The organism is Vreelandella arctica (assembly GCF_037070215.1).
GTDB lineage: Bacteria > Pseudomonadota > Gammaproteobacteria > Pseudomonadales > Halomonadaceae > Vreelandella > Vreelandella arctica.
Map to the genome: position 1 here is coordinate 147,878 of NZ_JBANSN010000002.1, position 22,336 is coordinate 170,213.

The window sequence follows — 22,336 nt, forward strand, 5'->3', positions numbered from 1 at the left end:
TCGGCTTTGCTTTTTTTTGGCTAACGTACGATCATTTGTTCGGTTGATGATCAATAAGATCAAGGCAACAACAATGCCAATACATGCCCATAGGAGTGCTTTATGCGACTCGCACGTCACTTGCCCGTCACCGCGCTAGCGGCTGCCATTGCCCTATCTAGCCATGCCCAGGCGCAAACCGAAATCACCGTGGCGACGGTTAACAATAACGACATGGTGATCATGCAGAGCCTTACCGAGGCTTTTGAAGAAGCGCACCCCGACATTACCCTGGATTGGGTAGTGCTCGAGGAGAACGTGCTGCGTCAACGCATGACGACCGATATTGCCACCGGCGGTGGCCAATTTGACGTGATGACTATCGGGACTTACGAAGTGCCCATTTGGGCAGAGCGTGGCTGGCTTTCTCCGCTGGACGACCTGCCCGAGGATTACAACGAAGATGACCTGCTGGCATCCGTGCGCGATGGCTTGAGCCTGGATGGCACCCTTCATGCACTGCCGTTTTACGCCGAAAGCTCGATGATGTACTACCGCCAGGATCTGTTTGATAAAGCGGGTATCGAGATGACCGAACAGCCCACCTGGGAAGAGGTGCGCGAGTGGGCAGGCGAACTGCATGGCAGCGAAGAAGGGCTGGCGGGCATCTGCCTGCGCGGCAAGCCGGGCTGGGGCGAGAACATGGCCTTCATCACCACGCTCGTGAACACCTACGGGGGGCGCTGGTTCGATGAGGAGTGGAATCCAGAGCTTAACTCTGAGCCATGGACGAACGCTGTCCAGTTCTATGTCGACCTGCTCAATGATTATGGCCCACCAGGAGCTAGCTCCAACGGCTTTAACGAAAATCTGGCCCTGTTCGCACGTGGCAACTGCGCCATGTGGGTAGACGCCACTTCAGCGGCGGGCAAGCTTTATGACCCCAACGAATCCGATGTGGCGGACCGCTTAGGCTTTGCGCCAGCGCCTATCGCAGAAACCCCGAAAGGCTCACACTGGTTATGGTCCTGGGCGCTCGCGATTCCAGCCTCTTCCGAAAAACAGGAAGCCGCACGTGAGTTTATTACCTGGGCGACCTCACAAGAGTACATCGAGCTGGTGGGTGAAACCGAAGGCTGGACCAGCGTTCCCCCCGGCACGCGTGAGTCTACTTACGCGAACGAGCAGTACACCGAAGCGGCACCTTTTGCTGATTTCGTGCTGAAGGCCATTCAAGAGACTGACCCCAACGACTCGACGCTCGAACCAAACCCCTACGTTGGCGTACAGACGGTCAACATCCCCGAGTTTCAGTCAATTGGTACGCAAGTGGGCCAATCCATTGCTGCCGCCTTAACGGGTGACACGACGGTCGAGCAGGCCCTAGACAACGCGCAGCGTGCCACTGAACGTACGATGCAACGGGCTGGCTACATCGAAAGGTAAAAAGTAACGAACGCCTGCCGGTTCACTCGGCTAGTGGTAGTGACGGTAGGCGTTTTATCGATGTTTTATAGCAAGTCAGTTTTCCGCAGGTATTCCCATGACTAAACCCCGTGCTTCCGGCCGTACCGTCGGCGGGCTGAGAACGCTTTCGCTTCAAGCGCCCGCAGTGATATTGCTGCTGCTTTGGATGATTGTGCCGTTAGGCATGACGCTATGGTTTTCTTTTCAATACTACAACCTGCTAATGCCCGGCATGACCGGCTTCGCTGGGGTGGAGAACTACCAATACTTACTCACCGACCCAGCCTTGTGGGCAGCCATGGGCAATACGCTGCTGCTGGTAGGCTGGGTGCTCGTGATTACCGTAGTGGGCGGTACCTTGCTGGCAGTGCTGTTCCAGCAGGAGTTTGCAGGGCGTGGTATCGCCCGCGTACTGGCCATTTCACCGTTCTTTGTCATGCCCACCGTGAGTGCACTGGTGTGGAAGAATATGATGATGCACCCCTCCAACGGGGTGTTGGCGTGGTTGGCTGAGTCCATTGGCCTGCCCGCACTTGATTGGTTTTCAGCGCTTCCGCTCACCTCGATTGTGATCATCGTCGCGTGGCAATGGCTACCCTTTGCGCTGCTAATTCTACTCACCGCGATGCAGTCGCTGGATGAAGATCAAGTAGAAGCGGCGCGTATGGATGGTGCCGGGCCAGTGGCGATTTTCTTCTTTATTACGCTGCCGCACTTAAAGCGCGCGATCAGCGTGGTGATCATGATTGAAATGATCTTCTTGCTGACCATTTTCGCCGAGATTTTTGTGACCACCTCTGGTGGGCCTGGTTTGGCGACCACCAATTTAGCCTATCTGATTTACATTCGTGCACTGCTGGATTTTGACGTAGGTGTGGCGTCCGCCGGTGGGGTGATTGCCATCATCCTGGCGAATATCGTGGCGATCTTCCTGGTCCGCATGGTGGCCAAAAACCTGGAAGACTAGACCGGCACTTGCTAGACCGGCAATTGGGAGTAATTCGATGACAACATTAAGTTCCAAAACGGCGGCGCCACGTTCGGTATCGGGGTGGCGTTCGGCACGAAGCAAGCGCATCTTGCTAACGGTATTGGGCTGGTCGGTGGCGGTGGTCATTTTCTTTCCGATTTTCTGGATGATTCTGACCGGTTTCAAAACTGAAACGGCAGCCATTGCCGATCCTTCACTGATTTTTTCACCCACTCTGGAAAGCTATCAGGCGGTGCATGATCGCTCGGGTTATGCACGCTTTGCACTCAACAGTGTCGCGGTGGCGTTTGGCTCAACCTTGCTAGCGCTACTGATTGCGATCCCCGCGGCGTATGCCATGGCCTTTTTACCTACTAAGCGCACCAAAGGCACGCTGCTGTGGATGCTTTCCACCAAAATGCTGCCTTCGGTCGGTGTGCTGGTGCCGATTTACCTGATTTTTCGTGATGTGGGGCTACTGGATACCCGCACGGGGTTGATCATCGTCTACACGCTGATGAACCTGCCGATAGTGGTATGGATGCTTTATACCTTCTTCAAGGATATGCCCAAGGACATCCTCGAAGCAGGCCGCATGGACGGTGCCTCGACCCTGCAAGAAGTGCTCTTTCTGCTGCTGCCGCTAACGCTGCCAGGCATCGCCTCGACAGGCTTGCTTTCGGTCATCTTGAGCTGGAACGAGGCGTTCTGGAGTCTCAATCTGACCACCTCAAATGCCGCGCCGTTAACGGCTTACATCGCCTCATTCTCGAGCCCTGAGGGGCTGTTCTGGGCCAAGCTGTCCGCCGCATCCACCATGGCCATTGCGCCCATTTTGATACTCGGTTGGATGACGCAAAAACAAATGGTACGTGGCCTGACCTTTGGCGCCGTCAAGTAAAGGATCTTCCTCATGGCAACACTACAACTGCACAATATTACCAAGCGTTTTGGCGACACCGAGGTGATCAAGGGCATCGACCTTGAAGTGAATGACCGTGAATTCGTGGTCTTCGTTGGCCCCTCCGGTTGCGGTAAATCGACCCTAATGCGCATGATCGCCGGGTTGGAAAGCGCGACGGATGGCGATATCTTGATCGATGGCCAGCGGATTAACGACGTAGGGCCCGCCGATCGCGGCCTGGCGATGGTGTTTCAAAGCTACGCGCTTTACCCGCACATGACGGTCGAGGGCAACATGGGCTTCAGTATGCGCCTGGCCGGGGTGTCGAAAGAGGAGCGCCGCGCCAAGGTATTGGAAGCCGCCAAAATTCTGCAGCTAGAGCCACTGTTAGACCGCAAACCCAAGGCGCTTTCCGGCGGTCAACGCCAACGGGTGGCGATTGGCCGTGCGATTGTGCGTAACCCCAGCATCTTCCTATTCGATGAGCCGCTCTCCAATCTGGATGCCGCGCTGCGTGTGCAGATGCGCATCGAATTGGCGCGTCTTCATGATGAGCTGGATGCCACCATGATCTACGTGACCCACGACCAGATCGAAGCGATGACCATGGCGGATAAAATTGTCGTCCTTCATGACGGTGTGGTCGAACAGGTGGGGTCGCCCATGGCGCTCTATCACCACCCACGCAATCGCTTCGTGGCAGGGTTTATTGGTTCCCCCAAGATGAACTTTCTACCCGTGACACTGGCCAGCGTATCGCCTGAAGGCGTGACGATTCGCTTGCCGGGTGGCGGTGAGCGTAGCGTACCGGTTGAAGGGCATCGCCTGGATACCAACGCGGCGCTTGAGTTGGGCGTTCGCCCTGAGCACTTGGTACTTGAGGATCAAGGGCCGTTGAGTGGTCAAATCAAAGTGCTGGAACGTCTTGGTGGACAAACTTCGCTCTACGTTCAAATGGACAATGAGCTGATCACTATCATGGCCGATGGCGACGTGGCTTACCGTGTAAACGACACCGTGCACTTCGGCTTTGCCCCCGAGCGCGCGCATTTATTTGATGTGGACGGCCTAGCCCTGCCAAGCCTGCAGCAGCATCCGCTGGCGGGGCTTACTCGCCAGGATAACCGCGCGCCCGGTTCGCCTGCTGAGGAGCCTGCATGAGGACCCTCATTTTTGACTGTGATGGTGTGCTGGTCGATAGCGAAGCGATCGCGGAAGGTACGCTGGTGAAGTACCTCTCCCATTGGCTGCCCGATCTGAATATCGACCAAGCGCTTGGCCAAGCCTTAGGGATGACTACTGAGGATATCCTGCGCCATCTGGAAGCGTTGAGTGCCCACTCGTTGCCTCCGGACGCCACTGAACAGGTGGATACCGCTATAGAGGCGCGCTTGGCGCGGGAGCTTAAAGCCATAGACGGAGCCGACATGGCGGTTCGCGGGATCAGCTTGGGAAAGGCGGTGGTCTCGAACAGTCGGCGCAGTCGCGTGCTGGCGTCGCTGGCGAGTACGCGCTTGGCAGAAGCCTTTGGTGAGGTGCCTATTTTCACGGCTGACCAGGTGACCCATCCCAAGCCTGACCCCGCACTCTACCGGTTGGCAGCCTCTCAATTAGGCCAAGTGCCGCGAGACTGCCTGGTCGTGGAAGACAGTGTTGCTGGGGTGACGGCCGCCCACGCCGCGGGGATGTGCGTCATAGGGTTTGTCGGTGCAAGCCACGTGGATGCTGAACAGCCGGCGCGCCTTACCCAGGCGGGCGCCTGGCGGATTCTAGAACACATGCATGGCTTGGAAGCCTTGGTGAATGAGTGGCAGTCCAGTGCCAATAACGCGTTGCCCTAATGAGAGCTCGACCATGAAACTAACCAACAAAATCGCAGTGATTACCGGTGGCGCTCGGGGTATCGGCTTGGCCATTGCCCAGCGTTACTTGTCAGAAGGCGCCAGCGTCGTGGTAGCCGATATCGACCAGGGCGCCATCGATGAGGCCGTGGCGACATTGCAGGCGACATTGCAGAAGCAAGGGCTCGCCGAGCAGGTGATGGGCGTGGTGCTGGATGTCTGCGATCAAGGCTCGATCGACGCCATGGTAGACGCGGTAACGCAACGCTTCGGCGGCATCGATATCCTGGTCAATAACGCTGCAGTGTTCGATATGGCGCCGGTGCTCGAGGTGACTGCGGCGAGTTTTGATAAACAGTTCGCGGTCAACACCAAAGGCATGTTCTTTACGCTGCAGACAGTTGCCCGCTCGATGGTCGCCCGTGGCCGGGGCGGCAAAATCATCAATATGGCTTCTCAAGCGGGGCGCCGTGGCGAAGCGTTAGTTAGTGTTTACTGCGCTAGTAAGGCCGCAGTTATCAGCCTGACCCAATCCTGCGGGTTGGGTCTCATTAAACACGGTATCAACGTCAACGGCATCGCCCCGGGTGTGGTCGATACGCCAATGTGGGAAGAGGTCGATGCACTTTTTGCCCGTTTTGAGAATCGTCCGCTCGGTGAAAAGAAACGCTTGGTAGGTGAGGCGGTGCCGTTCGGACGCATGGGGCTGCCGGAAGACCATACTGGCGCGGCGGTATTCTTGGCGAGCCAGGACAGCGACTACGTGGTCGCTCAGACCCTGAATGTCGATGGCGGGAACTGGATGAGCTGAGGTCGCCATGTCGCCTGATCTTGATACGTTAGCCGAGCAACTTATTTGCGCCGCCGAAGGCGCTTCCCGTTATTTAGTGGCGTTGGCAGGCCCGCCGGGCGCGGGTAAATCTTACCGGAGCGTCCTGCTCTGTGACGCGATCAATCAGCGCCTGCCGGGGCAGGCCGGGCTGGTGCCCATGGATGGTTACCATTTCGATAACGCTGTCCTGGGTGAACAGCAATTGCCGCTCAAAGGCGCGCCCCACACCTTCGATGTAGAAGGGCTGCGCTGTGACCTTGAGCGCATTCACCAAGCCAATCAGCCAGTGGCTGTGCCGGTGTTCGATCGCCCGCTGGATTTGGCCCGCGCGGGCGGGCGGGTGATTGGCCTAGAACAGCGCATTGTGATTGTCGAAGGTAACTACCTGCTACTTGATCGCTCGCCCTGGCGTGAACTGCGCCCGCTATTCGATTGGACCCTGTTTCTAGAGGTCGACAACGTCGTTCTGGTGGATCGGCTGATCAGGCGATGGCTCGAAATGGGCCAGGATCGCGCCGGGGCGCTCGAGCGTACCCACCATAAAGACATGCTCAACGCGCAATTGGTAAAACGCTGCTGCTTGCCGCCCGACCAGCGCTGGCGCTGACCCCTTTACGTCACTTTTATTATTCCCATCGTGCCAAGGTGGCCTTGGCTGGAGAGCACCCATGACCCGACTTAACCATCACAACCTGGGCAATCTGACCGCCGATGTTGCCGTGCCTCACTATGACCGTAACGCGCTAACGCCAGGCATCGTGCACATTGGGGTGGGCGGCTTTCACCGTGCCCACCAAGCCATGTACCTGGATGCGCTGATGAACCAGGGTGAGGCGCTGGATTGGGGCATCGTTGGCGTGGGCGTGATGCCTGGCGACAAACGCATGCAGCAGGCCTTAGCGGCGCAGGACCACCTTTATACCCTGGTGGTGAAACACCCTGACGGCCAGTACGAGCCGCGGGTCATTGGTAGTATGATGAATTACCTGTTTGCACCGGAAGACACCGAGGCCGTCATCGAACAGATGGCCGATCCGGCGATCCGCATTGTTTCGCTGACCGTCACCGAAGGTGGCTACAATTTTCATCCGGTGAGCGGCGAATTCGACCTGGATAATCCTCAGGTACGTGCCGACTTGGCCAACCCCACCCAGCCGACGACCAGCTTCGGGCTAGTGGTGGAAGCGCTGGCCCGCCGCCGGGCACGCGGCATTGCCCCGTTTACCGTGATGTCTTGCGATAATATTCAAGGCAACGGTGACGTGGCCAAGCGTATGTTCGGCGCCTATGCCCACGCGCGGGACGCCGAGTTAGGCGCCTGGCTGGAAGCCGAGGTGGCGTTCCCCAATGCTATGGTGGATCGCATTACGCCGGTGACTTCCCCGACGGATATCGATGAGCTCAATCAGCGCTTTGGGGTCGAAGACGCCTGGCCGGTGGTATGCGAACCGTTCACCCAGTGGGTGCTCGAAGATCACTTCCCCTTGGGCCGTCCGGCGTTCGATAAGGTCGGTGTTCAAGTCGTTGAGGATGTCGAACCCTACGAACTGATGAAGCTGCGCCTCCTCAACGCCAGCCACCAGGCGCTGACCTATTTTGGTTATTTAGCCGGGTATCGCTACGCCCACGAGGTGTGCCAGGACCCGCTGTTCGTGGATTTTGTCTTGGGCTATATGCGTGAAGAGGGCACCCCCACCCTGGCGCCGGTGCCGGGGGTCGATCTCGAAACTTACCGCTTAACGCTGATCGAGCGGTTTGCCAACCCGCAAATCAAGGATACCCTGGCACGGCTCTGCGCCGAGAGTTCGGATCGCATTCCGAAGTGGCTCGTACCGGTAATTCGCCAACAGTTGGCCCAGGGTGGCGAGATAGAACGCAGTGCCGCCGTGGTGGCCAGCTGGGCGCGCTATGCTGAGGGCGTAGACGAGCAAGGGGAGCCGATCGAAATTGTCGATCGTTTGAAAGCCCCGTTAATGGCCATTGCGGCTGAGAATCGCAAGCGACCTACGGCCTTTATCGAAAATCGCGAGCTGTTTGGTGACTTGGTCGACAACACCCGCTTTTTTGAGGCCTACTTGAGCGCGCTCGAATCACTGCACGAACATGGCGCACGCGCTACGCTAGAGGGTCTGGCGGCATCCAAAGGAACGTTGTGATGTATATCGGGGTAGATTGCGGTACTCAAAGCACCAAGGTAGTAGTAGTCGACATTGAGCGAGGGATGATTCTCGCGGAAGCAAGCCGTGCCCATCGCCTGGATGAAGCTGAAAATGGCCGCCGTGAGCAGGCGCCCGCTGAGTGGCTGGCGGCCCTGAAAGGGGCGTTCTCTGCTGCACTCGAGAAAGCCGGCGTTTTGGCCAGCCAAGTCCGCGGCATCGGTGTTTCCGGTCAGCAGCACGGAATGGTGGCGCTCGATGCCGATGGTGCGCCGGTCTACCCCGCTAAGCTGTGGTGCGATACCGAAACCAGCGCCCAGAATGCCGATTTGGTCGCCCGCCTGGGCGGTGAGGCGGGCTGCCTGGAAAAACTGGGGCTGGTGCTGCAAACCGGTTATACCGCCTCCAAGGTGGCTTGGCTGCGGCAGCATCACCCCAATGCCTACCACCGCATCGAAAGCCTGTTACTGCCCCATGATTACCTTAACTTCTGGCTCACCGGGGAGCGGGCTACCGAAGCCGGCGATGCCTCGGGCACGGGGTACTTCGACACTCGCAAGCGTTGCTGGCAGTTGCAGGTATTTGCGGAAATAGCGCCCGAACTCGACCCTGAGCGCGTACTGCCCCGATTATTGGAAGCCCATGAACCGGTTGGCGTGGTGCGCCCGGTCGTCGCCCGCGAGCTGGGCTTGAGTGATCAGGTTGTGGTCTCTTCGGGCGGCGGCGATAACATGTTAGGTGCTATCGGCACCGGCAATATTACCCCAGGGCTTATTACCCTGAGTTTGGGCACATCGGGTACCGTTTGCGCCTACTCGGCCACCCCCGTGGAGTGCGACAATGCCATGGTCGCCAACTTCTGCTCGAGTACCGGTGGCTGGCTGCCGCTGATCTGCACCATGAACGTTACCTCAGCGACCACTCGAGTTCGCGAGCTGTTCGGCCTGGACCTCGCGGCGTTCAGCGAGCGGGTCGCTAGCGCTCCGGTAGGGGCAGAGGGCGTTACGGTGCTGCCTTTTTTCAACGGCGAGCGGGTACCCATGCTGCCCGACGCCTCGGCGGATTTTCTTGGCCTGACCAGCTTGAACACCACGCAGGCTAATTTGTGCCGTGCCGTGGTGGAAGGAGCCACTTTCGGGCTACGCTATGGACTGGAATTGCTGGGTGATTTAACCGCTGGCGCCAGCCAGATTCGACTAATCGGTGGCGGCGCCAACAGCCCCGTGTGGCGGCAGATGGTGGCTGATATTACCGGTACCCAGGTGATTTGCCCTGAGATTACCGACGCAGCTGCCCTGGGTGCGGCGATACAGGCCGCGTGGTGCGACCGGCGTCAAGAAGGCGTTACGCTGGAAGCGCTGTGTGAAAAATTAGTCCATCTGGACGCGCAGTCACTGGCTGAGCCCGATCCAGAGCGTGTGGCCGCGTACCAACCCATCTATGCACGTTATTGCGCAGCACTTGAACAACGCCATGGCGGCGCTTAAAAGCATATCAAGGAGATTTTATGACCAGTCAGCTGCAACAGTTGAAGCAACACTCGCTCGTCGTCGCCGATACCGGTGATCTTGAAGCCATTCGTCGCTATCAGCCTCAGGATGCCACCACCAACCCCTCGCTGCTGCTCAAGGCGTTTAGTTTGTCGGGTTATCAAGCGCTGATCGATGAAGAGCTAAGCAGTGTAAAAGCGTCGGGCGGCAGCCGTGAAGAGCAAGTCAAGCACGCGGTTGATCGCCTCGCGGTTGCCATGGGGAGTGAAATTTCAGCTGTCGTACCGGGCCGTGTTTCCACCGAAGTGGCGGCTCGGCTCTCGTTTGATACCCAGGCCAGCATTGCCAAGGCCCATGAACTCATCGAGCTGTACGATGCCCGTGGCGTCTCACGCGATCGCGTGCTGATCAAGCTGGCCTCCACTTGGGAAGGCATTCGTGCCGCCGAAGTGCTCGAGCGCGAGGGCATCCAGTGCAACCTGACGCTACTGTTTAGCGATGCCCAGGCTCAGGCGTGTTTTGACGCGGGCGTGTTTCTGATTTCCCCGTTCGTGGGCCGGGTGACCGATTGGTATAAAAAAGAGACCGGCAGTGAGTACACCCCAGAAAACGACCCAGGCGTGCAGTTCGTTCAGGGTGTTTGCGAGCGAGCTAATCAGAGCGGCTATGAGACGGTGGTAATGGGCGCGAGTTTTCGTACCACCGGCCAAGTGCTGGCGTTGGCTGGCTGCCCACGGCTGACCATTTCGCCCGCGTTACTTGAAGAACTGGAAGCGACAGAGGGCAGCGTCACTGCACAAATTCAAGCTGGGAAGGGGGCAGGTAAACCCGCCGCGCCGCTTAATGAAGCCGCTTTTCGCTGGGGGCACAACCAGGATGCCATGGCCAACGACAAGCTAGCTGAAGGTATCCGTCGCTTCCACGACGACCAGCTTGAGTTAGAAAGCCTAGTCGATAAGCGGTTAGGCTGAGAGTTACGTTAGCGCACGGTTTGAGTGCGTCGGTTTTCGGGTTGCTCTGATGACGACGCCGTCATGCTACAGGCACAGGGAGAGAGCCTTATGGATGCCACCCTCAGCCAGTTGTTGAGATCCATCGAGTTAACCCCGACGGGCGATTTGCAGCCGCTCAGTGGGGGCGATATTGCCGCGGTGTATCGTCTTGAGACGCGCCAGGGGCAGGTGGTGATCAAGCACGACGATGCGGCTCGACTACGTGGGGAAGCGGAAGGCTTGCGCACGCTGCGCAATGCCGGCGAGGCGCTTGCAGTGCCAGAGGTGCTGGGTCTGGCACAGGGCTGGCTGGTCATTAAGTCGTTGGATACCGTGCCTGCCGGGCCGCAAAGCACGATAGCGCTTGGCGAAGGACTGCGCGGTTTGCACGAAGTGATTGGCGACGCCCACGGCTGGCATCAGGATAATGCCTGTGGGCTCACTCCCCAGCCTAATGCGCCGCTTAACGATGGGCGGGCTTTTCAGCGGGAGCGGCGCCTGTTGCCGCTTAGCGAGGCGTGCTATCAGCAAGGGCTCCTGGAGAGTGGGCTGCGCGGGCGTATCGAACGCTTAGCCCATGGTTTAGAGGGCTGGCTGCCCGATACGACACCGAGTTTAGTGCATGGCGACTGTTGGTCGGGGAATGTGCTCTTTACCACTAAGGGGCCAGCTCTGATTGACCCTGCCGTGTATCGCCACTACCCGGAAGTGGATGTCGCGATGCTGACTTTGTTTGGCTCGCCGGGTGAGGCGTTTTTCGATGCCTACTGGAACGGCAACGCCCCGGCCGATTGGCCGAGGCGTGAAGCGCTGTTTCAGCTTTATCCGCTATTGAATCACCTGCTGCTATTCGGGGCCGGTTATCGCTCAGCGGTTGAACGCAGCGTGGCGAAGGTCGAATCCTTCAGTTAATGCTTACCAGGACGTTTACCAAGATTTATAAGGCAAGAACTTGCCATTCAAGGTGAGTAATACCCGGTCGCCTTTAGGATCTTCGATCTTGTCTACTTCCATGGTGAAGTCGATGGCGCTCATAATGCCGTCGCCGAATTTCTCTTGTACGACATCCTTCAGGGTTTCTCCATAAACGCCGACCACTTCGTAGAGGCGGTAGATGAAGGGATCCTGAGGGATGGCTTCGTCCCAGGCTTTGGTGGGGAACGCCACTAACGCGTCGGCGACATCGCTTTCCACGCCCAGTGTCTCGCAGAGTTGATGCGCAATCTCGCTACTCGCGCTATTCATGCCGTAGCAGGCGGAAGCGACCCAGACCGGTGACATGCCAACCGCTTTACCAATATCGTCCCAGCTCATTTTTTTACGCGCTTTGGCGGCGAGCAGGGTGTGACGCATTTCGAGCTTATCCATGGGGACTCTCCTTGAACATGAAGGGCGGCTAGCGCCCTTGGTGGTGTAATGTGTTGATTAAGATAAAACTTTTTTAGCTTGGGTACGTACGTGGGTGGTGTAGAGAACCAAGCCCACCAGGGTCAGGCCGCCCACCAAGTTGCCTAGAACGGTAGGGATCTCGTTCCACATAATGTATTGGTAAAGAGTAAAGTCGGCGCCCATCATCAGGCCGATCGGGAACAAGAACATGTTAACGACGGAGTGCTCAAAACCGAGATAGAAGAACACGATAATCGGCATCCACATGGCCATAATCTTTCCGGAAACCGTGGTGGAAATAGCAGCACCCACCACGCCCATGGAAACCATCCAGTTGCAGAACATGCCGCGCAGGAAGAGCACAATCCAACCAGCAAGCCCCGCTTCCTGGTAGCCCACTGTGCGGCTTTCGCCAACGGCCATCATCGTTTGGCCAACCGCGTTGATTTCCTCGGTGCCGCCCATGGTGAAATTCAGGTAGCCGAAGGTGGCAATGAACAGCGCGCCCCCCAAATTACCCAGCCCTACCAGGGCCCAGCATTTCAGCATACGCGGCAGGGTGACGCCGGGCCGTTTATCGAGCCAGGCAATCGGCACCAGCATAAACACCCCGGTGAGTAGGTCGTAGCCCATCAAATAGAGCATGACAAAGCCGACGGGGAACAGCAGCGCCCCAATCAAAAACTGGCCAGTTTGGGTCGCAATAGTGATGGCAAAAATAACCGCCAATGCAAGGGTGGCGCCTGCCATAAAGGCGCGGATAAGCGTATCCCGGGTGCCCATATAGACTTTTGCTTCACCCTGATCCACCAACTTAGTGACGAATTCACTAGGCATTAGATAAGACATAAGCAGGTTTCCTGTGTTGTTTCGATTGGTTAACACCTCGCCTATGTGTTTTTAGTTTTCCCTTACGGAGCAATAAAACAGTGGCTTGCGCTGTTTTGGTGCAAAAAAGGGGAAGGCGTTCGGCGCTAACCCTTTTATTGCGATTTATATGCCAACTTGGGTTTATTGTTTTTAAGTTGCTGTTTTTAAATGGTTAGAATGTTTTTTGATTAACGCTCTTGATGCCCTTTATCAACAACGAAAAATCGTAAATAACGATATTTCGTTGTTTTATTGACGAAACTTCGTAAGTGGCGTGGGAATTGAATGGTAAAGACACCATCCACTTCTGCACCTTGAGATACCCACCCATGGTCGAGCGAGTCCTCATCAACAGCCAAGCCTCCGCATTGATGGGCGGTTATTCACCGCTCGCCATGATGGTTATCGACCCGTTTAGCGATCAATTGCTGGCTGCCAATCGGGCTGCCTGCGAACTGCTGCGTATTCCGCAAAGCCGTATCGGTCCAGAAAGTGAAGAGCATAAAAGTGACGAGCAAAACAGCTTGGAACAAGGGTTGCCCCTATTCTCGCCGTTTAGCCACCGCTTGAGTGCTTCACTACCACTGTGGGTTAGCTTTACCGGTGAGGCGCTGGAGCAAAAAGCCGCCTGGTCGGATGATTTGGTCGTGCTGGACATGTTGCGCCAGCCGTATCGAGTCGAGGTGTATGCCCAGCGCATCGACGAGTCTCAACAGCTGTTATTGACCCTGATTGACCGCAACAAGGCCGAGCAGCGGCGCGCAAAGGCAGAATTGGGGCGCCAGCACCGCCAGGGGGAAGTGGGCTGGCAGCGGGTCGAGCAGGTATTCGAGCGTATCGAAAAGCAGAATCAACTAATTCTTGGCGCGGCGGGCGAGGGCATCTATGGCTTGGATGCGGAGGGCAAAACGACGTTTGTGAACCCAGCCGCCGAGCGCATTTTGGGCTGGAGTACCGACGATATGGTTGGCCACGACGCGCATCTCATGTTTCACCACACCCATGCCGACGGCAGCCACTTTCCGGTGCAGCAGTGCCCGATTCACGCCTCGTTCAGCGACGGTCAGGTGCACCATGTCGATAACGAGGTGTTTTGGCACAAAAATGGTGAAGCGATTCCGGTCGAGTACACCAGTACGCCGATTTTTGAGATGGGTCGTTTAGTGGGCGCCGTGGTGTTGTTTCGCGATATTCGTGAGCGTAAGCGTGCCGAGCAGCAACTTCGGGATGCGCTCGCCGAAGTGGAGACGCTCAAGCAGCGCCTGGAACTGGAAAATGAGTACCTTCAAGAAGAGATAAAAGCAGAGCTCAACCATCGCGATATTGTTGGCAATAGCCCGGCCGTGGCAAAGCTGATTAAACAGATCGAGATGGTGGCGCCTACCAGTGCCAATGTGCTGATAAGTGGTGAGTCGGGCACCGGTAAAGAGCTGATCGCCCGCGCTATCCACGCGGGCAGTTCGCGCAGTGACCGGCCACTGATCCGGGTAAACTGTGCGGCTATTCCGCGTGACCTGTTTGAAAGCGAGTTTTTCGGCCATGTCAAAGGCGCCTTCACCGGGGCGGTACAGGACCGCCCAGGGCGTTTTGAGCTCGCCCATGGCGGGACGCTGTTTTTGGATGAAGTGGGTGAAATTCCTCTCGAGTTACAGAGTAAGCTGCTGCGTGTATTGCAGGATCAACAGTTCGAACGGGTGGGCGACAACCGCACACGGGAAGTCGACGTGCGGGTCATTGCCGCGACCAACCGTGAACTGCGCGACATGATTGAGGTGGGGCATTTTCGTGAAGACCTCTATTTTCGCCTTAACGTTTTCCCCATCGATTCGGTGCCCTTGCGCAAACGGATTGAGGATGTGCCACTGCTGGCGCGGCATTTTTTGCACCGAGCCTGCCTCAAATTCAATAAGCCCGGAGTGCGTATCCCTCCCGCGCAATTAGAAATCCTCCAGCGTTACCCCTGGCCCGGCAATATCCGTGAGCTTGAAAACGTCATTGAACGTCAGGTAATCGTCACCCAGGATCGGCGTCTGGTATTCGATGATCTCCTGTTGGGGGAGCCGCCCCGCTCGTTAAGCCGCACAAGCAACGAGCCCACGGCGGGTCGTGACCTCGGGCAACATCATGAAACCACGCTGCTGACCGAGCATGCGCTTAGCCAGCGCCAACGAGAAAGTACGCTAGCCGCGCTCTCCCAGGCGGGCGGCAAAGTGTCGGGGGCGGGCGGCGCCGCGGAGCTACTGGGTATCAAACCAACGACGTTAGCGTCACGGCTAACAAAGTGGGGGATTGAGCCACGGGAATTTCGTAAAAGTAAGCCGTGTGGATAGTCGTCCCTCCCTACATTGGACTAAGGTAAGCTGGAAGCGGCTTGACAATAGGTTGTACACACATTTTTAGATTGTTCAAGGCTAGCATACATACATGAATGTAACTATAATGCTCATCTTTCTGAGTGGCTCAATGCACCAAGTGTCTTTGTAAGCTGAGAGACTTTGTAAGTTGATCGACTTAGTCGACAGAGAAGCTTAGTTCGTTCGCCATCCTGACGCTGATACCTAGAGGCAATCCCATGCGACTGGCACACTGGGCAGTCAATGCCCCTTTACGACCCTTACTGATAGCGGTATTCACAGCTTCATTTGTGTTGCCTGCTCAAGCGGCTGACCTCCTCACGATTACCCGTGACGCATTAGACAATAACGCGGCGTTAGCGTCGGCACGCGCTGAGTATTTAAGCGTTGAGGCTAGCCGAGATGTGGCACGCAGTGGGTTGCTTCCCCAAATCAACGCCACCGGTAATGTTGCCCACAACCAGCAGTACGAAAGTCAGACATCCTCGCGAGTGGGCACTGGTGCAGGAAGGGTTAACGGAGATTTTAGTAGCGCAAGCGATGACCGCTACAACACCGTATCGCTCTCTTTAGAAGCCACTCAAGCGCTCTACGATGAAGTAACGCGTCGGGAGGTCACTCAAACCGAACGCCAAATTGACCAGCAGGTGTATCTGCTTGCGGCCACCGAACAGCAACTGCTGATCGACACTGCCAGCGCTTATTTCGATATTCTGCGCGCTCACGAAATCCTAGAGGCCCGTCTTGCTCAAGAGCGGGCGATTGGGCGCCAGCTCGAACAAGCGGGCGAGCAGTTTGAGGTCGGCTTGATTGCGATTACAGAAGTCGAGGAAGCGCGCGCGACCTTCGACCAATCACGAGCTGATCGCATTGCCGCAGAAAGTAACCTTCAAGTGGCTTTCGAGGCATTGGAGCAGCTGACCGGCCAACGCTATGCCAGCATTGAAGCACTTGGCGACAGCATGCCCGTTGGCCTTCCCGAACCCAGCAGCCGCGACTACTGGGTGGAACAGGCTCTTGAGCTCAACCCGCAGGTATTGGCTCAACAGGCCGGTATCGAAGTAGCGCGCACCGGTGTGGAAATCGCCCGTGCAGGCGGCCTGCCGACACTTCAAGCGTTTGGTAATTATCAATACGGTGACAGTGATATCGATAACACCGCCGGTGAATACTCCTCGAGCCAGGTGGGCTTGAGCGCTAACCTGCCCATTTACACCGGTGGCCGCACCAGCGCAAGCATCCGCCAAGGGACCTATCAACTGGAAAGTAGCCAGTACGATTTCGAGTCCCAGCGTCGCTCCTCCATCCAGCAGGTTCGCTCGCTGTACACCCAAGTGAGCAATGACGTGGAAACCGTCGAGGCGCGCCAGCAGGCCATCGTTTCCAATCGCAGCGCTTTAGAAGCCACCCGTGCAGGGTATGAGGTGGGCACCCGTAACATCGTGGACGTGTTGAACGCGGAGCAAAACCTTTACAACGCGATCGCCAACTACGCCGAAGCGCGTTATGACTATGTGGTGAATTTGCTTTCGCTGCGCCAGCAGGCCGGGCGTTTGGACGTCGAAGCCATCGAGGAAGTCAACGCGTGGTTAACCGGTGATGAGGTGAACTTTATCTTACCCGAGAATGGCGGCAACGACCGCTATGAGAGCGCGCTTGACATCGGAGCGCCACCACAGCCCCAGCCGGGCATGTAATTAACGCCGATTGGAAATGACACAGGTGCAGCAAGTGCTACTAGTCGACTCTTAAAAAGATACATGGGAACTTAACGTATGAAGAAGATGATTCACTCACGCCGAGCGAGTCTGGTGACGCTGGTAGCCGCGCTGGCACTCGCGGCGTGTGGTCAAGAACAGGCCGAAGCGCCTCAGCCGGGCTCCGAGCAAGAACCCCCGCCCCATAAGGTCGAAGTGACTGAAATGGCACGTCAGGATATACCGCTGGATAAATCGTACCCCTCCTTGCTGCGCAGTGATGATGAAGTCACCTTGGTGGCGCGTGTGAATGGCTTTCTGGAAGAGCGCCACTTCGAGCCCGGCCAAATGGTCGAAGAGGGCGATCGCCTCTATACCATCGAACCGGATCTTTACCAAGCAACCGTTAACCAGCGTGAAGCTGACCTGCAAAGCGCACGGGCTGAGCTTTCCCGCGCCCAGCGTGATGCGCAACGTTTCGAGCAACTACTCAGCCAAAACTCGGTGAGCCGCCAGCAGTACGACCAAGCGCTGGCTGACCAGCGCGTCGCCCAGGCAAGCGTAGCGCAGGCAGAGGCGGCATTAACTAGCGCTAACCTGGACTTGGGGTATTCACAAGTTACTGCACCTGTCTCTGGAATGATCGGTTTAAGCCAAATTAATGTGGAAAATTTGGTCACTTCCGGTACCGAGCTGGCCACGATTACACCACTAGATCCGTTAGAGGTGCGTTTTCAACTGCCTCAGCGCGATGCCTTTGAGCTGCGTCGCCAACTGAGCAATGGCACTGAACCATCGGATATTCGTGCTCGTTTGAGCATACCTGGTGTCAGCGGAGGTGGCGATTCTGAGCTAGAAGGGTACTTAGACTTTCTGGGCTCTAGCGTTGATCGAGACACCAGCACCGTGCAAGCCGCTGCGACGTTTGAAAACCCTGACGCTACCGTACTGCCGGGCCAATTTGTGCGCGTACGTCTTGACGGCTTGAAGCGTTTTGACGTAATGGCGGTGCCAGAGATAGCGGTGACGCAAGGCCTAATGGGCCCCCAGGTGTTTGTCCTGGATGAAGAGAATAAGGCTCGTGAGAAAACTATCTCACTGGGTGAGATAGCGGGGCCGTGGCAGATCATTCGTGACGGCCTGGAGCCGGGTGACCGGGTAATTGTCGGTGATCCAGCCGGTTTAGAGCCAGGCATGACGATTGATCCACAGTCGTTTGATGGCAACGCGGAGGCTGTTAACGAAGGTGTCGAGCAAGAAGAGGCGGAAGAACAGGCCGAGGCGGCTCAAGCAATGGAAGAGGGGGCTGCCGATGGCCAGCCCGCTGAAGGAGAAGAGGGTGCACCATAATGAACTTCTCTAATTTTTTCATCAGCCGCCCGATATTTGCCACAGTGTTGGCGATTATCGTGACGCTAGTGGGCGTGATGTCGATGCGCATTCTGCCTATTGAGCAGTATCCCAGCGTAGTGCCGCCCACCGTGTCGGTTCAGGCGACGTTCCCTGGAGCGGATGCGGAAACCGTCGCACAAACGGTGGCGGCCCCAATCGCGGAGGCCATCAACGGCGTTGAGGATATGCTGTACATGACCTCTAACAGCGCTGATAACGGCAGTATGAGCCTGAGTGTTGCTTTCAATATCGGTACCGATGGCGATATCAATACCATCAACGTCAACAACCGGGTGCAAGGGGCGCTGTCGCAGTTGCCTGAAGCCGTCCAGTCCCAAGGTGTTACTGTTTCGCTACGTTCTGACTCTATTTTGATGTTATTAGCGTTGACCTCACCGGACGGCGACTACAACAACGTCTATATGCAGAACTACGCCACCCTGAACGTGCTTGACGCACTGCGCCAAGTGCCCGGGGTAGGTAACGCCGAAGTACTAGGCGGCGGCGAGTTTGCCATGCGTATCTGGATGGATCCGGATAAGTTGGCACAGTACGACCTGACGCCCAGCGAAGTGGCCAGTGCGATCAGGGCGCAAAATACCGAGATTCCGGCGGGTAGCCTTGCTTCTACGCCTCAGAGTGAACCGCGCGCCTACACCTATACCATGACCGCAGGCGGTCGACTGAATGATGTCGATGACTTCCGTGAGATTTACTTACGTACCAATAGCGACGGTTCATCACTACGTTTGGAAGACGTTGCACGTATCGAACTGGGGGCATCTTTTTACGGTATCGACGCGCGGTTGAACGGTTCCACCATGACGCCGATTATTATCAATCAACAGCCTGGGGCTAATGCCTTAGCAACGGCTAATGCTGTGCGCGCGACGATGGATGATCTGGAAAGCCGCTTCCCTCCAGGGCTTGAATATGTCTCCCCTTACGACACCACGCTGTTTATTGATGCTTCGGTAGAGACGGTGATTAAGACGTTTATTGAAGCCTTCCTGATCGTTATCGTCATTCTGTTTATCTTCCTGCAGAACTGGCGCTTTACGGTGATCGCCATGTCGGTCGTGCCCGTTGCGGTGGTGGGGACGTTTGCCGGCTTTTACCTGTTTGGGTTTTCGATCAACCTGCTAACGCTGTTTGCCTTGGTGCTCTCGATAGGGATAGTGGTCGATGATGCCATACTAGTGGTGGAAAACGTCGAACGCGTGCTGAGTGAAGAGGATGACATCAGCGTAATGGATGCCACCATCCGAGCGATGAAAGAAGTCGGTGGGCCGGTTATTGCGACCTCACTGATTATGGCGGCGGTGTTTGTTCCAGTGGCTTTCTTGGGTGGCTTCACGGGGCAGATTTATCAGCAGTTTGCGATTACCGTGGCGATATCGGTAGCCCTCTCGGCGGTAATGGCGTTGACCTTTACGCCTGCTCTGTCAGCGATTTTTATCAAGCATAAAATTGCCGGCGCCGGACAGTCTAAGTTCAAGCGTGCCTTGCATACCCCGCTACGCCTGTTTGACCGCATGTTTGCAGGTATTACTGCGGCCTATATGTGGGTAGTAAAGGGCTTAGTGCGTTTTTGGGTGTTAGCGTTAGCGTTAACGATAGCTACAGGGGCGGGCTCTTTCTGGTTATATGCCAATACGCCTTCAACGCTGGTACCCGAGACTGATCAGGGCATCGTGTTAGTGAGCGTTTCGCTGCCGGATGCGGCCTCACTTGACCGTACCCAGCGCTATATGGAAAAACTCAGTGCTGAGGTTGAAGCAATTCCCGGTGTGGAATACTCCTCGGCTATTGCCGGTTACGATATTCTCTCAGGCGCTGTTAATACTGCGCGCGGGATTATGTTCGTCAATATGCATCCCTGGGCAGAGCGTGATCTGACGGCTAGCGATCTCGTAGGCCAAATTATGGGTTTGGGCGCGAGTATTGATGGTGGCTCCGCAATGGCCTTTAACGTGCCGCCCATTATGGGGCTTTCGACGACGGGCGGTTTTACCGGTTATTTGCAGTCTTTTGAAGGGGCAACGCCGCGGGAGCTGTACGAAGCGTCGCTGCAAATTATGCAGCAGGCTAACCAGCACCCTGCGTTAAGTCGGGTTTTCACCACCTTCAATGTCAATGTACCCTCTTACCGGGCTAACATCGACCAGCAGAAAGCGCTGAGTTACGGCGTTGGGCTTGAAAACATTAACTCAGCCCTGGCCAATACGTTTGGTAACGGCTTTGTGAACTACTTTAGCTATCAAAATCGTAACTTCCAGGTGTACCTGCAAAACGAGGATGAATTCCGTAAAACGCCGGAGGACGTGAGCCGCGTTTATGTTCGCGGCGGTAATGGCGAGCGTATTCCGCTTTCGGAGTTTGTCGAGCTTGAGCGTCAAACGGGACCAGCCGTGGTATCGCGCTTCGGTGTTTATGCCGGTGCACAGTTCCAGGGTAACCCGGCTGAGGGCTATAGTTCCGCTCAGGCTATTGAAGCGATGGAGCAGGTGGTCCAAGAAACACTAGGAACTAACTGGGGAATGGGCTGGACCGGTACGGCTTACCAAGAAGCAAACCTGGGTAATGCCGCGACCCTTGCCATCGTCTTTGGGATGTTGATGGTATTCCTGATTCTAGCGGCTCAGTATGAAAGTTGGTCGTTACCGCTGGCGGTTCTGACCGCGACGCCCTTTGCCTTCCTGGGCGGTATTGGTGGGATCGTGCTGCGTGGGCTGGACACCAGTGTGTATGTGCAAATCGGTATGTTGGTGGTGGTTGGGCTGGCTGCGAAGAACGCTATCCTGATTGTCGAATTCGCCGAGCTTCAGCGTAAAGAGCAGGGTAAGTCGATACGTGAAGCGGCTATTATTGCTGCTGAACTGCGTTTTCGCCCCATCGTCATGACTTCGCTGGCCTTTATCTTTGGTACGTTACCGTTGGCCCTGGCGACCGGCGCCAGCGATGTGAGCAGCCATCACATCGGTACGACAGTCGCCATGGGGATGTTCTCGGTAGCGACCTTGGGGAGCCTGTTTATACCCAGCTTCTACGCCATGATTGCAACGGCCTCTGACTGGCTGGGGCGTAAGATGAAAGGGGATAAGCGACACTCCTCGCAACCGGCGCTAGAGCAGGATCAGCACTAATCGTTAGCGATAATAAAGAGTGACAACAGACGGGTATCTCCTTTGGGAGGTACCCGTTTTTTTATCCCCATGACCGGGGCAATACAGCACTGGCGCCCTAAAGCTAACCTAGACTAAGCTGACAAATATAATACATTGCCGGCTAAGTACCGGGTGAGGAGGACGCCATGAATGAACTACTGCACGCCGCCACGTTATTTCCGAGCATTGTGTTTACGTTTTTACTCGGTCTTTTAGCGCTCTACTGGCTATTGGTCATCATTCGTTTGGCGCCTTTGGAGCTGTTCGAGCGCGACAGTTTGAAAGAGGATCATTTGGCAAGCACGCTGGTCTCTCTTGGCTTCGCAGGGGTGCCGACGACGCTGGCCTTAACGGTGATCTTGGCCATTGCCGCGGTACTGGCACTGGCCATTGAAATGCTCGTGCTGCGTTGGTTGCCACTTGGCTTGATACGCATCCCGGTGGGGGTGCTGGTGCTATGGGGCAGCTTGGTCATTGCTTCGCCCGTGGCGGCAGCGCTTTGCCATGCACTACATCGTGGGCTGCACCGTTATCGTCCTTTTACACGGCGGTGTTTGCTGGGGCAAACGGTGGTAGTGAGAGAGCGCCAAGGGCAGGGCGAACAGGCCTTCGCGATGATCGATAATGAGCCGAACAGCAGCGTAAAACTGCTCAGTAAGCGCGATGCATTGCCGGTGCAGGGCGAGCGTCGGGTCTTGGTGAAGTACTTGCCTGAAGAAGGGGCTTATCGCAGTGTCAGCGAACAAGAGTACCTTGAGACGCGAGTTCGTTTGAATAAACTACGCTTAAGCCAGAAAAAACGCCATTCCAACCACTACTCAACCTCTCACTAAGGG

Annotated in this window: 18 protein-coding genes; 16 read left to right on the forward strand and 2 right to left on the reverse strand. The window is 56.4% G+C overall.

Going from position 1 to position 22,336, the window contains the following annotated elements:
• Window positions 1–102 precede the first annotated feature (102 nt).
• The 11 genes from V8L70_RS02235 (at window position 103) to V8L70_RS02285 (ending at window position 11,543) form a co-directional block, all read left to right on the forward strand.
• Window positions 103–1,425 carry an ABC transporter substrate-binding protein gene (locus V8L70_RS02235; protein WP_336268716.1) on the forward strand — a complete coding sequence of 441 codons (1,323 nt, stop codon included), beginning with the start codon at window positions 103–105 and terminating at the stop codon, window positions 1,423–1,425.
• A gap of 97 nt (window positions 1,426–1,522) precedes the next feature.
• Window positions 1,523–2,413 carry a carbohydrate ABC transporter permease gene (locus tag V8L70_RS02240; protein ID WP_101146026.1) on the forward strand — a complete coding sequence of 297 codons (891 nt, stop codon included), beginning with the start codon at window positions 1,523–1,525 and terminating at the stop codon, window positions 2,411–2,413.
• A 37-nt stretch (window positions 2,414–2,450) separates the two neighbouring features.
• Entirely contained in the window at window positions 2,451–3,317 is an 867-nt protein-coding gene (locus V8L70_RS02245) for a carbohydrate ABC transporter permease (protein ID WP_101146028.1), read from the forward strand.
• A 12-nt stretch (window positions 3,318–3,329) separates the two neighbouring features.
• On the forward strand, window positions 3,330–4,481 hold the full coding sequence (locus V8L70_RS02250; protein ID WP_336268719.1) for an ABC transporter ATP-binding protein: 1,152 nt from the start codon (window positions 3,330–3,332) through the stop codon (window positions 4,479–4,481).
• Window positions 4,478–5,161, forward strand: coding sequence for an HAD family hydrolase (locus V8L70_RS02255; protein WP_101146033.1), 684 nt, complete (start codon window positions 4,478–4,480; stop codon window positions 5,159–5,161). The genes V8L70_RS02250 and V8L70_RS02255 overlap by 4 nt, the downstream gene beginning before the upstream one ends.
• Before the next feature lie 13 nt (window positions 5,162–5,174).
• Entirely contained in the window at window positions 5,175–5,972 is a 798-nt protein-coding gene (locus V8L70_RS02260) for an L-iditol 2-dehydrogenase (RefSeq protein ID WP_101146035.1), read from the forward strand.
• A gap of 7 nt (window positions 5,973–5,979) precedes the next feature.
• Entirely contained in the window at window positions 5,980–6,600 is a 621-nt protein-coding gene (locus tag V8L70_RS02265; RefSeq protein ID WP_101146038.1) for a nucleoside/nucleotide kinase family protein, read from the forward strand.
• 61 nt (window positions 6,601–6,661) lie between these two features.
• Window positions 6,662–8,149, forward strand: a complete 1,488-nt coding sequence (locus tag V8L70_RS02270; RefSeq protein WP_298964374.1) for a mannitol dehydrogenase family protein — start codon at window positions 6,662–6,664, stop codon at window positions 8,147–8,149.
• Entirely contained in the window at window positions 8,149–9,636 is a 1,488-nt protein-coding gene (gene xylB, locus V8L70_RS02275) for a xylulokinase (RefSeq protein WP_298964624.1), read from the forward strand. Before V8L70_RS02270 ends, xylB begins: the two co-directional genes overlap by 1 nt.
• Window positions 9,637–9,656: 20 nt before the next feature.
• Window positions 9,657–10,610 carry a transaldolase gene (gene tal, locus V8L70_RS02280; RefSeq protein ID WP_101146043.1) on the forward strand — a complete coding sequence of 318 codons (954 nt, stop codon included), beginning with the start codon at window positions 9,657–9,659 and terminating at the stop codon, window positions 10,608–10,610.
• A 90-nt stretch (window positions 10,611–10,700) separates the two neighbouring features.
• Complete coding sequence (locus V8L70_RS02285; protein ID WP_101146044.1) at window positions 10,701–11,543, forward strand: fructosamine kinase family protein; 843 nt, start codon at window positions 10,701–10,703, stop codon at window positions 11,541–11,543.
• Window positions 11,544–11,558: 15 nt separating this feature from the next.
• On the opposite strand, the gene cynS is transcribed toward V8L70_RS02285, so the two are convergent.
• Both cynS and V8L70_RS02295 read right to left on the reverse strand, forming a co-directional pair.
• The gene (cynS, locus tag V8L70_RS02290; protein WP_290693815.1) at window positions 11,559–11,999 is read right to left on the reverse strand and encodes a cyanase; all 441 of its coding nucleotides are present in this window, start codon (window positions 11,997–11,999) and stop codon (window positions 11,559–11,561) included.
• A 57-nt stretch (window positions 12,000–12,056) separates the two neighbouring features.
• Window positions 12,057–12,869 carry a formate/nitrite transporter family protein gene (locus V8L70_RS02295; RefSeq protein ID WP_101146046.1) on the reverse strand — a complete coding sequence of 271 codons (813 nt, stop codon included), beginning with the start codon at window positions 12,867–12,869 and terminating at the stop codon, window positions 12,057–12,059.
• A 350-nt stretch (window positions 12,870–13,219) separates the two neighbouring features.
• On the opposite strand from V8L70_RS02295, the gene V8L70_RS02300 reads away from it, so the two are divergent.
• From V8L70_RS02300 to V8L70_RS02320, 5 genes are all read left to right on the forward strand, one after another.
• Complete coding sequence (locus V8L70_RS02300; RefSeq protein ID WP_431313210.1) at window positions 13,220–15,220, forward strand: sigma-54 interaction domain-containing protein; 2,001 nt, start codon at window positions 13,220–13,222, stop codon at window positions 15,218–15,220.
• Window positions 15,221–15,462: 242 nt separating this feature from the next.
• Window positions 15,463–16,941, forward strand: coding sequence for a TolC family outer membrane protein (locus tag V8L70_RS02305; RefSeq protein WP_336268726.1), 1,479 nt, complete (start codon window positions 15,463–15,465; stop codon window positions 16,939–16,941).
• Between the two features lie 78 nt (window positions 16,942–17,019).
• Window positions 17,020–18,291 (forward strand): efflux RND transporter periplasmic adaptor subunit, encoded by a 1,272-nt coding sequence (locus V8L70_RS02310; RefSeq protein WP_101146049.1) that lies wholly within the window; start codon window positions 17,020–17,022, stop codon window positions 18,289–18,291.
• Window positions 18,291–21,479, forward strand: a complete 3,189-nt coding sequence (locus tag V8L70_RS02315; RefSeq protein WP_101146050.1) for an efflux RND transporter permease subunit — start codon at window positions 18,291–18,293, stop codon at window positions 21,477–21,479. The genes V8L70_RS02310 and V8L70_RS02315 overlap by 1 nt, the downstream gene beginning before the upstream one ends.
• Before the next feature lie 167 nt (window positions 21,480–21,646).
• Window positions 21,647–22,333: a hypothetical protein gene (locus V8L70_RS02320; protein WP_295708663.1), complete on the forward strand. Its 687-nt coding sequence runs from the start codon at window positions 21,647–21,649 to the stop codon at window positions 22,331–22,333.
• The last annotated feature ends 3 nt before the right edge of the window (window positions 22,334–22,336 follow it).

What these genes read in the sequence shown, in the direction of transcription:
- V8L70_RS02250 (WP_336268719.1), top strand. Translation starts at nt 3,330, where the DNA reads ATGGCAACACTACAACTGCACAATATTACCAAGCGTTTTGGCGACACC.
- V8L70_RS02300 (WP_431313210.1), top strand. Translation starts at nt 13,220, where the DNA reads ATGGTCGAGCGAGTCCTCATCAACAGCCAAGCCTCCGCATTGATGGGC.
- xylB (WP_298964624.1), top strand. Translation starts at nt 8,149, where the DNA reads ATGTATATCGGGGTAGATTGCGGTACTCAAAGCACCAAGGTAGTAGTA.
- tal (WP_101146043.1), top strand. Translation starts at nt 9,657, where the DNA reads ATGACCAGTCAGCTGCAACAGTTGAAGCAACACTCGCTCGTCGTCGCC.
- cynS (WP_290693815.1), bottom strand. Translation starts at nt 11,999, where the DNA reads ATGGATAAGCTCGAAATGCGTCACACCCTGCTCGCCGCCAAAGCGCGT.
- V8L70_RS02270 (WP_298964374.1), top strand. Translation starts at nt 6,662, where the DNA reads ATGACCCGACTTAACCATCACAACCTGGGCAATCTGACCGCCGATGTT.
- V8L70_RS02260 (WP_101146035.1), top strand. Translation starts at nt 5,175, where the DNA reads ATGAAACTAACCAACAAAATCGCAGTGATTACCGGTGGCGCTCGGGGT.
- V8L70_RS02305 (WP_336268726.1), top strand. Translation starts at nt 15,463, where the DNA reads ATGCGACTGGCACACTGGGCAGTCAATGCCCCTTTACGACCCTTACTG.
- V8L70_RS02245 (WP_101146028.1), top strand. Translation starts at nt 2,451, where the DNA reads ATGACAACATTAAGTTCCAAAACGGCGGCGCCACGTTCGGTATCGGGG.
- V8L70_RS02255 (WP_101146033.1), top strand. Translation starts at nt 4,478, where the DNA reads ATGAGGACCCTCATTTTTGACTGTGATGGTGTGCTGGTCGATAGCGAA.
- V8L70_RS02295 (WP_101146046.1), bottom strand. Translation starts at nt 12,869, where the DNA reads ATGTCTTATCTAATGCCTAGTGAATTCGTCACTAAGTTGGTGGATCAG.
- V8L70_RS02240 (WP_101146026.1), top strand. Translation starts at nt 1,523, where the DNA reads ATGACTAAACCCCGTGCTTCCGGCCGTACCGTCGGCGGGCTGAGAACG.
- V8L70_RS02315 (WP_101146050.1), top strand. Translation starts at nt 18,291, where the DNA reads ATGAACTTCTCTAATTTTTTCATCAGCCGCCCGATATTTGCCACAGTG.
- V8L70_RS02320 (WP_295708663.1), top strand. Translation starts at nt 21,647, where the DNA reads ATGAATGAACTACTGCACGCCGCCACGTTATTTCCGAGCATTGTGTTT.
- V8L70_RS02310 (WP_101146049.1), top strand. Translation starts at nt 17,020, where the DNA reads ATGAAGAAGATGATTCACTCACGCCGAGCGAGTCTGGTGACGCTGGTA.
- V8L70_RS02265 (WP_101146038.1), top strand. Translation starts at nt 5,980, where the DNA reads ATGTCGCCTGATCTTGATACGTTAGCCGAGCAACTTATTTGCGCCGCC.
- V8L70_RS02285 (WP_101146044.1), top strand. Translation starts at nt 10,701, where the DNA reads ATGGATGCCACCCTCAGCCAGTTGTTGAGATCCATCGAGTTAACCCCG.
- V8L70_RS02235 (WP_336268716.1), top strand. Translation starts at nt 103, where the DNA reads ATGCGACTCGCACGTCACTTGCCCGTCACCGCGCTAGCGGCTGCCATT.